This is a genomic window from Staphylococcus sp. EG-SA-18, from assembly GCF_017151825.1.
Classification (GTDB): Bacteria; Bacillota; Bacilli; order Staphylococcales; family Staphylococcaceae; genus Staphylococcus; species Staphylococcus aureus.
The window spans coordinates 1-12,915 of sequence record NZ_JACYVY010000017.1; the positions used below are offsets into that span (position 1 = coordinate 1).

General features: G+C 34.2%; 12 protein-coding genes, 8 tRNA genes and 1 rRNA gene. All 21 read right to left on the reverse strand.

Annotated features, from left to right (window positions below; translation table 11 throughout):
* Positions 1 to 142: 142 nt before the first annotated feature.
* Positions 143 to 218: transfer RNA gene (locus IDG66_RS05565), tRNA-Ala, on the reverse strand.
* 23 nt (positions 219 to 241) lie between these two features.
* Positions 242 to 315 (reverse strand) — tRNA-Pro (locus tag IDG66_RS05570).
* Positions 316 to 335: 20 nt separating this feature from the next.
* Positions 336 to 412: transfer RNA gene (locus IDG66_RS05575), tRNA-Arg, on the reverse strand.
* A gap of 5 nt (positions 413 to 417) precedes the next feature.
* Positions 418 to 506, reverse strand: a tRNA-Leu gene (locus IDG66_RS05580).
* Between the two features lie 7 nt (positions 507 to 513).
* Positions 514 to 588 (reverse strand) — tRNA-Gly (locus IDG66_RS05585).
* A gap of 33 nt (positions 589 to 621) precedes the next feature.
* Positions 622 to 694 (reverse strand) — tRNA-Lys (locus IDG66_RS05590).
* Between the two features lie 6 nt (positions 695 to 700).
* Positions 701 to 776 (reverse strand) — tRNA-Thr (locus IDG66_RS05595).
* Between the two features lie 16 nt (positions 777 to 792).
* Positions 793 to 868, reverse strand: a tRNA-Val gene (locus IDG66_RS05600).
* A gap of 12 nt (positions 869 to 880) precedes the next feature.
* Positions 881 to 995: ribosomal RNA gene (rrf, locus tag IDG66_RS05605) — 5S ribosomal RNA — on the reverse strand.
* 557 nt (positions 996 to 1,552) lie between these two features.
* Complete coding sequence (gene lysS, locus IDG66_RS05610; RefSeq protein WP_001288199.1) at positions 1,553 to 3,040, reverse strand: lysine--tRNA ligase; 1,488 nt, start codon at positions 3,038 to 3,040, stop codon at positions 1,553 to 1,555.
* Positions 3,041 to 3,092: 52 nt separating this feature from the next.
* Complete coding sequence (locus tag IDG66_RS05615; protein ID WP_001790128.1) at positions 3,093 to 3,185, reverse strand: hypothetical protein; 93 nt, start codon at positions 3,183 to 3,185, stop codon at positions 3,093 to 3,095.
* A gap of 393 nt (positions 3,186 to 3,578) precedes the next feature.
* Positions 3,579 to 4,055 (reverse strand): 2-amino-4-hydroxy-6-hydroxymethyldihydropteridine diphosphokinase, encoded by a 477-nt coding sequence (gene folK / locus IDG66_RS05620; RefSeq protein WP_000613716.1) that lies wholly within the window; start codon positions 4,053 to 4,055, stop codon positions 3,579 to 3,581.
* Entirely contained in the window at positions 4,052 to 4,417 is a 366-nt protein-coding gene (folB, locus tag IDG66_RS05625) for a dihydroneopterin aldolase (RefSeq protein WP_001154302.1), read from the reverse strand. The genes folK and folB overlap by 4 nt, the downstream gene beginning before the upstream one ends.
* A complete protein-coding gene (folP, locus tag IDG66_RS05630; RefSeq protein WP_000167924.1) occupies positions 4,395 to 5,198 on the reverse strand; it encodes a dihydropteroate synthase in 804 nt (267 codons plus the stop codon). Before folP ends, folB begins: the two co-directional genes overlap by 23 nt.
* A 215-nt stretch (positions 5,199 to 5,413) precedes the next feature.
* Positions 5,414 to 6,346, reverse strand: a complete 933-nt coding sequence (gene cysK / locus IDG66_RS05635; RefSeq protein ID WP_000057594.1) for a cysteine synthase A — start codon at positions 6,344 to 6,346, stop codon at positions 5,414 to 5,416.
* A gap of 178 nt (positions 6,347 to 6,524) precedes the next feature.
* A complete protein-coding gene (hslO, locus tag IDG66_RS05640; RefSeq protein ID WP_001837272.1) occupies positions 6,525 to 7,406 on the reverse strand; it encodes an Hsp33 family molecular chaperone HslO in 882 nt (293 codons plus the stop codon).
* A gap of 228 nt (positions 7,407 to 7,634) precedes the next feature.
* A complete protein-coding gene (gene ftsH / locus IDG66_RS05645) occupies positions 7,635 to 9,728 on the reverse strand; it encodes an ATP-dependent zinc metalloprotease FtsH (RefSeq protein WP_001167888.1) in 2,094 nt (697 codons plus the stop codon).
* Between the two features lie 256 nt (positions 9,729 to 9,984).
* Positions 9,985 to 10,524: a hypoxanthine phosphoribosyltransferase gene (hpt, locus tag IDG66_RS05650; protein WP_000551283.1), complete on the reverse strand. Its 540-nt coding sequence runs from the start codon at positions 10,522 to 10,524 to the stop codon at positions 9,985 to 9,987.
* A gap of 4 nt (positions 10,525 to 10,528) precedes the next feature.
* Complete coding sequence (tilS, locus tag IDG66_RS05655; protein ID WP_001176724.1) at positions 10,529 to 11,824, reverse strand: tRNA lysidine(34) synthetase TilS; 1,296 nt, start codon at positions 11,822 to 11,824, stop codon at positions 10,529 to 10,531.
* Positions 11,825 to 12,003: 179 nt separating this feature from the next.
* A complete protein-coding gene (locus tag IDG66_RS05660; RefSeq protein ID WP_000021445.1) occupies positions 12,004 to 12,405 on the reverse strand; it encodes a S1 domain-containing RNA-binding protein in 402 nt (133 codons plus the stop codon).
* 104 nt (positions 12,406 to 12,509) lie between these two features.
* Positions 12,510 to 12,902, reverse strand: coding sequence for a cell division protein DivIC (divIC, locus tag IDG66_RS05665; RefSeq protein ID WP_000792417.1), 393 nt, complete (start codon positions 12,900 to 12,902; stop codon positions 12,510 to 12,512).
* Positions 12,903 to 12,915 lie beyond the last annotated feature (13 nt).

The following is a 12,915-nucleotide window of genomic DNA, read 5'->3' on the forward strand; positions in this document are numbered from 1 at the left end:
AGGATCAAACTCTCCATAAAAATTATGATGTTTGATTAGCTCATAAATACTAAATAATGTTTGTAACTTATAGTTACGTTTTTTGGAATTAACGTTGACATATTGTCATTCAGTTTTCAATGTTCATCGTGTAAAAAATAAATGGTGGAGACTAGCGGGATCGAACCGCTGACCTCCTGCGTGCAAAGCAGGCGCTCTCCCAGCTGAGCTAAGCCCCCATAAAATGGAATTTAAGAAGTAATCGGGAAGACAGGATTCGAACCTGCGACCCCTTGGTCCCAAACCAAGTGCTCTACCAAGCTGAGCTACTTCCCGTTATTCAATTAATTTAAAAATGGCGCGCCCGATAGGAGTCGAACCCATAACCTCTTGATCCGTAGTCAAACGCTCTATCCAATTGAGCTACGGGCGCTAAAATGGTGCCGAGGACCGGAATCGAACCGGTACGGTGATCTCTCACCGCAGGATTTTAAGTCCTGTGCGTCTGCCAGTTCCGCCACCCCGGCAAAATAATGGAGCAGAAGACGGGATTCGAACCCGCGACCCCAACCTTGGCAAGGTTGTATTCTACCGCTGAACTACTTCTGCATTATTTTGCTAAATATAAAAATTAAATCGTAATGAGCCATAGAGGATTCGAACCTCTGACCCTCTGATTAAAAGTCAGATGCTCTACCAGCTGAGCTAATGGCTCAAAAGATGGTGCCGGCCAGAGGACTTGAACCCCCAACCTACTGATTACAAGTCAGTTGCTCTACCAATTGAGCTAGGCCGGCTATATCTAAGAATAAATGGTGGAGAATGACGGGTTCGAACCGCCGACCCTCTGCTTGTAAGGCAGATGCTCTCCCAGCTGAGCTAATTCTCCGATTTGTCATTTGCCTGGCAACGTTCTACTCTAGCGGAACGTAAGTTCGACTACCATCGACGCTAAGGAGCTTAACTTCTGTGTTCGGCATGGGAACAGGTGTGACCTCCTTGCTATAGTCACCAGACAAAATAACTTACTTGTTCATGATACACGCTTAATTAATAAGGTGCAATAGTTAATTTTACACTTTGATGTAAACTTTGTCACATCAGCTTTTAGTGTGTTTCGTCTGTTTTTGACGACTTTTATATATTACTTCATTCAATTGATAAAGTCAACACTTTTAATCAACTTTTTTATTCTTCAAAACTGACATTTCTCGTGCCCTCTAATTCATAACACTTTTAGTATTCTATCATACACATATGTACAAAACCATACACATTCTATACAATTTTAAAGTACTTTTATAGCTGATTAAGATAAATTATACTAATATAGCAATTTTTGTTATAAGATATCTCAATGTCTATCGTTAACATTTCTCATCCGAACTACTCTATATACGTATCGTCATTTTCATCTATCAGCCAACTACCTTGTTTAACAGTCAAAAATAGCACCACTATCGTTAACTATTACTATCAAAAACATTCAAACACGAACTAATTACCATAATTAAGAAAGCCCTCGCATACACATGTTGTATACACGAGAGCTCTTACTAACAATCAACGTCATTTATTTTTGTCTCATATAAGGGAATAATAATACGTCTCTGATTGATGGAGAGTCAGTTAATAACATAACCAATCTGTCAATACCGATACCAAGACCACCTGTCGGAGGCATACCATATTCTAACGCTTCAATGTAATCTTCATCCATTTCATGCGCTTCATCATTACCTTGCGCTTTTTCAACAAGTTGCGCTTCAAAACGACCTTTTTGATCAATAGGATCATTTAATTCAGTAAATGCATTTGCATGCTCTCTACCTACAATGAACAATTCGAAACGATCAGTAAATCTAGGATCTTCAGGATTTTTCTTCGCTAAAGGTGAAATTTCAGTCGGATGACCATAGATAAACGTTGGCTGAATAAGTGTTTCTTCAACTTTTTGCTCAAAGAATTCATTTAAAATATGACCATATTTCATTGTATCTTTAATTTCAATACCATGTTCTTTAGCTAAAGCTTTAGCTTCATCATCACTTTTAACTTCATAAAAATCTACACCAGTAGCTTCTTTTACAGCATCAACAATATGCAAACGAGTCCAAGCAGATTCTAAATCAATCGTTTCCCCATTGTATTGTACTTTTGCAGAACCTAACACTTCATTGGCAATATGTCTCACCATAGATTCTGTTAAATCCATAATGTCATGATAATCTGCATATGCTTCATATAATTCAATCATTGTGAATTCAGGGTTATGTCTAGTTGATACACCTTCATTACGGAATACTCTACCAATTTCATATACTTTTTCAAGTCCACCGACAATTAAACGTTTTAAATGCAACTCAATAGCAATACGCATGTATAACGTTGCATCTAATGCATTATGATGTGTTACAAATGGTCTAGCAGCTGCTCCACCAGCAATTTGGTGCATCATAGGTGTTTCTACTTCCAAGAAACCTTTATTATTTAAATAATTACGCATTTCTTGAATGATTTTACTACGATTAATAAATGTACGAGTGCTATCTTCGTTCGTAATTAAATCTAAATATCTTTGACGATATCTCTGTTCAATATCCTGTAAACCGTGGAATTTATCCGGTAATGGTCGCAATGATTTAGTTAGTAGCGTGAATTTCTTCGCTTTAACCGATAATTCGCCAGTATTTGTTTTGAACATTACACCTTCAACACCAACGATATCGCCTAAATCAGCATTTTTCCATAAATCAAATTCGTCATCGCCAACTTGATCTTTACGAACGTAAATTTGAATTTGTCCAGCTAAGTCCTGAACGTGTGCAAATCCTGCTTTACCTTTACCACGCTTAGTCATTAATCGTCCAGCTATAGCGACATGACTATCCGCTTCTTTTTCTACCAATTCTTCTTTAGAATACTGGTCCCACTCTTCTTTCAAATCACTAGATAAACCTGAACGGTCAAATTTAGAACCAAACGGGTCTATACCAAGATCATATAATTCTTGTAATTTTTGACGTCGAACCAACATTTGGTCATTCATTTCTTCTGACATAACTTTCTCTCCTTTAACTTGTTGTAATCCTTTAGTATTCCAACTGGTACACTCAAACATTTTCCTTTAAAGTTTTATAAAATATCAGACATTTTTGCTCAACATACATCTCTTTCGATGTTTCTAATACTTTATCATTAACCATTACACCTTAAAGTTATGATGTGGCATGTTTTCTTATATTCATAACATCAATTTTATCACTTTTTTAATTTTACAAGAGCTTGTAAATGTAATAAAGCAATTTCTGTTTTCGTTTATGAATTACTTATTCATTTAAAATACGATTATCATTAATACAACCCTAAGTAAATGTATAAAAATTATCTTCCACAAACTTCAACAAAAGCCCAAATAAATTACAGCAATTTATCAAATATTGCTTACTTTGATTTTATGAAATAACTTAATTCTAACACATACTAAATCATCATATACTAATTCGAAATCAAATGCATTTAGAGATAATCAAAATGCGGAAACATCTCCAATAATCAATCATCTATTCCCAATAAATATGAATGTTCTCAACAATGCATTATTTATATCTCTTTACACTGTCATCTACAAAAACTAAATCTTTCACTTTCAATTTCGAACGTGGTTCTACGACATTTGCTGCTATATCATTTAATGGGATTAAAACAAATGCACGTTCATTCATTCTCGGATGTGGCACCGACAGTTTTGGTAAATCTATCATTTCTTCTCCATACAACAAAATATCCACATCTAAAGTTCTAGGACCCCATCGTTCCTTTCTAATACGGTGTAAACATTCTTCTGTCTTCAAACAACATTCCAACAGTTGTAATACTGTGAGTGTTGTTTGAATTTCAACACACAAATTTAAAAAGTTAGGTTGCTCAGTATACCCAACTGGTGCTGTTTCATAAATCGGAGAAATATTAGATACGTTAATACCATCATATTCATTCAAAATCTTTATAGCATCGTTTAACTGGCTTTCTCTATCACCAATATTACTACCTAATCCTAAGTATGCTTGAATCATTTATTCTCCCTCACTATTTCGATACCTACTCCATCATAATGACCCGGAATCGGTGGGTTTTCTTTAGTGATTCTCACTTTCGTTTCCATTACACGATTATATTGTGAATTTATACGATTTGCAATACGTTCAGCTAGATGCTCAAGTAAATTAACGGCCTTACCTTCCATAATTGATTTAACCTCTTCGAACACTTCACCATAATGAACTGTATCAATAACATTATCAGTACGCCCAGCTTCAGCTAAGTCTACTTTCAAAGTTACATCCACTTTGAAAATTTGCCCTATTTCATTTTCAGCTGATAAAGCACCATGATATCCATAAAAGCGCATACCTTTAAGAAAGATTGTGTCTTGCATTTTCATTCTCCTTTAAAAAATCTATACCTTTAGCTAATTTAGCATTCAACTCGACATTATGAACGCGTACTGCTCTAACGCCTTTCATAATACCATATGCAGTCGTAGCTGCAGTTACTTCATCTCTTTCAACCGGTGTTGTATCATAACCCATCATCTCTTTAGTGAAACGTTTCCGGCTTGTCGCTAATAAAACTGGATATTCTGTTGCAACAAGTTCATCCAGTCTTGCCATAACTTCGGCTTCTTCATTTCTAGTTTTAGCGAAACCTATACCTGGATCTAGCCAAATTTTATTTGAAGGTATACCAGCTATTTTAGCTTGATGTGCTTGTGCTAACAAAGATGTTAACATTTCTTCGACAACCGGTTCATCACGATTACCATTTCCATTATGCATTAAAATAATTTCCGCGTCATATTTAGCTACAATTTGGAACATACGATGATCATACAGACCCGCCCATTGATCATTAATCATATCAACGCCTAATTTTAAACATGCTTCAGCAACCTCACTTCGAAATGTATCGACTGAAATTTTTACATCAAAACCGACAATAGCTTCAACAACAGGTAATACTCTGTTCATCTCTTCTTCTAATGAAACCATTTCATGACCTGGTCTCGTTGAAACACCTCCAACATCTATAATGTCAGCACCTTCATCTATCATGGCTTTCACTCTATTTATAGCTGATTCAACATTATTAAATTTTCCACCATCTGAGAATGAATCAGGTGTGACGTTTAATATGCCCATAATTTTTGTTTTAGTCATGTTAACCACCCTTTAATTATGTATTGTTTAACTCTAATAAAATTTACTCCTGCTATTTACTAGTTATTAGTATGTACGTTTATTATCTTATCATTCACTGGATATTTTTATCAGAAAAATGTTTAATTTAACGCTCATATTTTTAAAAATATACATGGTAGAAAAAAAGAGCAAGTTATCTCAAAAAGATAACTCACTCTTTTAAATGACATTAATTAGTCATCGAATGAATATAAAGGTGTTGATAAGTAGCGTTCACCATTACTCGGCAATACTGTTACTACTGTTTTACCTTTTCCTAATTCTTTTGCTTTTTGAATGGCAGCATAAATCGCAGCACCTGATGAAATACCTGCTAAAATACCTTCCTCTTTAGCAACTCGACGAGACATTTCCATCGCTGTATCATTTCCTACTTTAATAATACTGTCATAGATTTCTGTATTCAAAGTGCCTGGAATAAATCCAGCACCTAAACCTTGTAATTTATGTGGACCTGGCTCACCACCGCTCAATACTGGAGAAGCCTCAGGCTCTATAGCAACAATTTCGATGTTAGGATATTCTTTTTTCAGAACTTTACCTACACCAGATAACGTACCACCAGTACCAACACCAGCTAGGAACGCATCGATAGTTTTCCCTTCAAATTGTTGTAATAACTCAGGACCTGTAGTTAACTCATGAACTTCAGGGTTCGCAGGGTTTTCAAATTGTTGTGGCTCGAAGTAACCATGTTCTTCTTTCAATTCTTTAGCTTTTTTAATTGCACCTTTCATCGCTTCTGATCCAGGCGTTAAAACTAATTCCGCACCGTATGCTTTTAATAAATTACGACGCTCTTGGCTCATTGTTTCGGGCATAGTAAATACTGCTTTATATCCTTTAGCAGCACATACAAATGCTAAACCGATACCTGTATTACCACTTGTTGGTTCTACAATTGTATCGCCAGGTTTAATTTTGCCTTCTCGCTCTGCTTTTTCAATCATTGCTAAAGCAATTCTATCCTTTACAGAACCACCTGGATTTTGATATTCCAATTTTACATAAACATCTGCTGCATTGTCATCTACTACATTTCTCAATTTGACTACCGGTGTACCGCCAATAATTTGAGTAATATTATCTACTGGTTTTTGTGCCATTAAGAACACTCCTTTTTAGTTAGTTGTTGAAATCTTAGTTTATTTATCGGATATAGAATTATTTTATCAAATAAATTCTAGAAAGCAAACAAAATCACTAAGGATTATACAACTATTTAGTTCTACATTTCACTAAACCGCTAAAAATAAACATTTTAGCGTATTGATTTAAATTAAATTACGCTAAACTTTCTAGCAACACGTTTAATTCTTCTTCAGTATATTTATATTTATTTCCACAGAAATGACATACTGCTTCAGCACCATGATCTTCTTTAATCATATTTTGAATCTCAGCCTCGCCCAATCCTTTAATAGCATTTAAAAATTTCTCATGACTACAATTACATTCAAATTGAACAGGCATTTTCTCTAAAATTTGCACATGGTCTTCACCTAAGATTTCGTTTAGTAATCCTTCTGGCGTTAATCCTTGTTCAATTAATTTAGAAACTGGTGTCATTTCACTAATTGCTTTTTCTAATTTTGAAATTGTTTCATCTTTGGCACCTGGCATAACTTGAATGATAAATCCTCCTGCTGCTTTAATCGTATTATCAGGATTTACCAATACACCAAGACCTACCGATGAAGGTGTTTGTTCACTTGTAGCATAATAATAAGTAAAATCTTCACCAAGTTCTCCTGAAACAATTGGACTTGCTCCAGAGAAATAGTCTTTCATTCCAACGTCTTTAACAACCATAATAGATCCATTTGTCCCTACTGCTCGTCTTACATCAAGTTTACCTTGCTCATTTAATGGAAAATGAGTTTGTGGATGGTCTACATAAGCACGCACCTCGCCTTTAGCATTTGCATCGGCAATAATTCGTCCAATAGGTCCTTGGCCATCTACAGTGACAGTTAATTTTTGATCACCTTTCAACATTGCGCCCATCATAGCTGTTGCTGTCATTGTTCTTCCCATTGCAGCAGATGCTGTCGGCCATGTATAATGTCTCGTTTGTGCTTCTTGAACAGTTTCAGTTGTCAAAGCAGCATAAGCCCTAACCTCTCCATCAAATGCTAATGCTTTAACAATATAATCGTGTGTCATTATTTCAATCTCCTCTATTACTCTATATTTAAAAAATTACTTTACTTCATAAAATGCAACAATTGTACTTATTCTACACCCATCATTCTAAATAATGAAGTAACTTGTTTTACAATTATTTTCTGCTATAACAATTCAACGACTTAAAATCTAATACGTATTTTCAAAAACGATAAAAGTACCTCTTTCTATAACTTTATCATAGAAAGAGGTACTGAATATAATCGATTATTTATTGTCTGGGTGATTTGGATCGTAAGGTTTTTCGATATTTGGGGCTTGTCGATGTGCTGGTTCATCTTTTTCATCAGATTTATCAGCTTCTTTTTTATCCTCAGCAATATCTTTTTCTTCTTTACGATCTTCACTTTCGTCACGTTGTCCATCTTCTAATTGCTCTTTACGAATCTCTTCATAAGATTTACCGAATTTACCATCATTAAATTCAGAATCTTCATCTTTAACAACTTTAGCTGCATCATAATCAATTTCAGGTAATTTACCTTCGTAGAATAATGATTGAATTTGTTCAGCAACTAATGTTTCTTCTGTTAATAATGTTTCAGCAATTAAAATTAATTGTTCTTTGTGCTCTAATAAAATTTGTTTACAACGTTCGTATTGTTCTTTAACGATTCGTTGAACTTCTTTATCAATTTCATATGCGATTTGGCTTGAATAATTAGGCTCACCTTGCATATCTTTACCTAAGAATACTTGACCATTGCTATGACCGAACTGTAATGGTCCTAATTTTTTACTCATACCATATTGCGTAACCATTGAGCGTGCGATTTGTGTTGCACGTTCGAAGTCATTTGAAGCACCTGTTGATACTTCGTTAAAGTTAATATCTTCTGATACACGTCCACCAAGTAAACCACAGATTTTATCTAATAACTCTTGTTCAGTCATTAAGAAACGATCTTGTTTAGGTAGCATCATTGCATAACCACCTGCTTGTCCACGTGGAACAATAGTAACTTTATGCACTACTTCTGCCTCATCAAGTACCATACCGATAATTGTATGACCAGCTTCGTGATGAGCAACAATATTACGTTCTTTCTTAGAAATAACTCGAGATTTCTTAGCAGGTCCGGCTATAACTCTATCCGTTGCCTCTTCGATATCTCTCATGTCAATTTTCTTTTTACCTTCACGTACAGCAATTAAAGATGCTTCATTTAATAAGTTCTCTAAATCAGCACCTGAGAAACCAGGTGTACGTTGTGAAATTGCTTTTAAATCAACCGTTTCATCAAGTGGTTTGTTTTTAGCATGAACATGAAGAATTGCTTCACGGCCTTTCACATCTGGACGACCAACTTGAATTTGTCTATCAAAACGACCTGGACGTAATAAGGCTGGGTCAAGGATATCAGGACGGTTTGTAGCAGCTATCATAATGATACCTTCATTTTCACCGAAACCATCCATTTCAACTAATAATTGGTTTAGGGTTTGTTCACGTTCATCATGACCGCCACCAACACCTGCACCACGTTGACGACCAACAGCATCAATCTCATCGATAAAGATGATACAAGGCGCGTTTTTCTTAGCATTATCGAATAAGTCACGAACACGGCTCGCACCAACACCAACAAACATCTCTACAAAGTCTGAACCACTAATAGAGAAGAATGGTGCGCCAGCTTCACCTGCAACCGCTCTAGCAAGTAATGTTTTACCAGTACCTGGAGGTCCAACAAGTAAGACACCTTTAGGAATCCTAGATCCCATTTCTTTGAATTTTTTATTATCTTTCAAGAAATCAACAATTTCAATTAATTCTTGTTTTTCTTCATCTGCCCCTGCTACATCAGAGAAACGAACACGACGTTTATTATTATCGTACATTTTTGCTTTAGATTTACCAAAGTTCATCATACGACCGCCACTACCGCCACCTTGTGCTTGGCTTAGGAAGAAAATAAATAATAACGCTATGACTACAACTGGAATTAATGTTGAAAGTATACTCACAAAGACACTTTGTTTTTCTTCTTCTTTAATCGTTAATTTTACACCGTTTTGCTTTTTAGCAGCATCAGTAATTTTTTGTAATTCTTTTTCGTTGTTATATAAAATAGTTGATGAATAGTCTTCATCATTTTTCGTTTTACCACTTACCATATAGACATTTTGTTGTGGTTGGATTTCTAAAGTTTTAAGGTCACCTTTTTCCAACTTCTCAGTAAATTGATTATATGTAAGCTGTTTCGGCATATTTCCATTACCGTTTAAATATGAAAATAGACCAAAAATAATAACGCCTATTATTACGATAACTAGCACATTGCGAAAAGCTTTCTGCATGCGTCATTTCCTCCTACTTCCCATAATAAAACTAACAAAAATTGTAACATATGACATGTTTTATAAGCTAGTAATTGAGCTTAACATCAATGTCATTCACACCCGTATTAGTTTTATCAATCTCTATATTTTTCAACTTTTCAAGACATATGTCTTGTCTAAAATTAAATATATATGAAATACATTTTTCATATTTTTGAGTCTACACTATTATTTCTCAAACGCATAGTAATAATAACTGAAATTGATTAAAAAATTAATTTGAATACACTTCAGGTTTTAACGTACCGATATATGGTAAGTTTCGGTATAATTCACGATAATCTAAACCGTAACCAACAACAAATTCATCTGGTATTTTTTTACCTACATACTTAGCTTCAATGTCCGCTTTACGACGGTTTGGTTTATCTAATAAAGTAACTATTTCTAATGAATTAACTTTTCTAGATTGTAATAATTCAGTAATTGACTTAAGTGTAGTACCAGTCTCTAAGATATCTTCAATAATTAATACGTCTTTATTTTCAATAGAAGAACCTAAATCTTTAATGATTTGAACTTCACCAGTTGACTCAGTGCCTCCGTGATAACTAGAAACATCCATGAAATCAATTGATAAATGGGTATCAATTCGTTTAATTAAATCTGACATAAACATTGCTGAGCCTTTTAAGATACCCACGCATACTAATGGTTTACCTTGATAATCCTTTGTTAATTGTGCTCCCAATTCCTTACAGATATTTTGAATATCTTCTTCAGTTAACAATACTTCTTTCAAATCATTATGCATAACGCTATTCATCTCCATTTTTACTAATTATAATCCATTGTTTTATTGTTTGTTGTTGATATAAATCTCCTACCGCAATAATGCGCTGTTGTTTATCCAATACGATTGGCATTTGATCCCGAACCCACTGTTGCACTTTACAATCTATAAACAGGCGATTCACTTTCTTATAACCATCGCGCCCATTCAGTTTAAATGTATCGCCACTTTGTCGTGTTCTCACTGTAAGCGGAAATAAACATTTTGGTAAATTAGAATGTATCTCTAATCGATATTTGTTAAAAATATAATTACCTGGCTTTTCAATAGTTTGAACTCTAAAATATGTATCGCCATTATTTTTAGCCATTATTATTAATTTACCATATGCAATTTGAATTATCCATTTATCCGTGAGATTAATACTGAATTGTGCTTTCTTACTACTAAATTGTTTAAACCACTCTTCGTATGTTTTAGCACTAATATTAAACAACTCATAATACTTTGATAGTAGGCAATCCAACACAACCATCTTTAATGAGTTTGGTAAGTTATTAAAAGCTTGTCTAGAAACCTCTAAATATTTTGACTGTTCATCAAACTTCACAAATTCTTGAATAAATTGTTTAGCTGAATATTGCAAAATATCATATTGTTCATCATGCCATTGTTTTAATTTTAATAAATGCGATGCTTTAAGTTGATTATTTTCATCAATAGCTGGAATAATTCTATTACGAATATCATTTCTAACATATTTGTTATCTTTATTAGATTCATCTTCAAAATATGGAATATGATATCTCTCTTGGAATTGTTTTATTTCTTTTTTAGAGACAGCTAAAAGTGGTCGATAAATCTGATAACCTTTTCGCTTCGATAACTCATCAAATCCTAGTTTATTACGCGTTGATTTCCCATTAAAAATACGATACATAATAGTTTCTAATTGATCGTCCAAATGATGCGCCGTTAGCAATACATCCGCTTCTAATACATTCATCATTTCATCAAACCATTCGTAACGTTTAATTCGAGCTTCATTCTGAATGCTGTTATTTCGGTCGAGACTATGCGACAAATCTAACTTTTTGATATGTAAATCGATGTGATGACGTTCGCAGTATACTTCTAAAAATCTGGCTTCCTCGATTGAAGCTGACCTAACGCCATGATTGACATGTAAGCATGTTAGTTTTCTATAACTATCTTTATAATCATTTAGTAGTTGATACAATAAACACATACTATCAATACCTGTAGAAACAGCGACAACAATATGGTCATCAACATGCCAACCATTACTATTTAACTGCATAACATCACCTCACTTTTACAATTTTCAAAAATGGTATAAGTCTTAGTTATATCATTACAAATAAAAGAGACTGCTCCTTATTTAAGAAACAGTCTTAGATTGTCTAACGCTGCAATCGATTATTCGATACGCATCATTCTAAATATATTCCTTATCGAAACAGTCTTTATTTATTTTAATTAACGTCTTGAACCTTTGCCACCGCGTCTAGATTCTGTTTGACGTTTGATTGAAGTTAATTTATCTTCACTATCTTTTAAGAAATTGCTTAATTTCTTTTCAAAATCTTCGGCTTTTTGCACTGGTTTTTGATGACTTGGTTTACTCGTATGTTGTCTACGTGGACGGTCTTTAGCTTTCTTAATTGAAAGACTAATTTTTCCATCATCAGCAATAGATAATACTTTTACGTCTACTTCATCACCAACAGAAAGGTGCTCTTCTACGTTTTCAACATAATTATCTGCGACTTCACTAATGTGAACTAAACCACTTTTTCCTTCAGGTAATTCTACGAATGCACCAAACTTTTTAATACCAGTGACTTTACCTTTAAGCTTATTTCCAACTTCGATTGACATATGTTAAATAAATCCTCCCGATTTGATTCGATTTTCCCTTATTATATCCTTGTTTGGATTTTTTCACAATGTCTATACTCGGATAATTTTGAATCAATTTGGATTTATTTTTTCGAAGATTTTGAGCTAGACGAATCTTTGTCTTCTGGCAACCTAAAAATCACTTCACCTTTGTTGCTTAAGTAATAATCATCACGCGCAATTTTTTCAATATAATCTTTGTCATTCAGATTATTCAACTTTTCTTTTAACGCAATTTCTTCATTTTGTTGCTTTTGAAACTGTGCTTCTTTCGCTTTTCGCTCCTGTGCATCGATATCATTGCGATGTTTTTGGACAACAAGCAAGATTGATAAAACAACAATTATCGCAAGTAATACGCCCGCAAATACTGTAATACGCCTACGAACAACACGCATTTTCATTTTTTGACGTTGTTTTTTCTTATTCTCTTGCGACGTGTACTGATTTTCTATATGTTCTACTTTATTTTTCATTGCTTGTCACCTC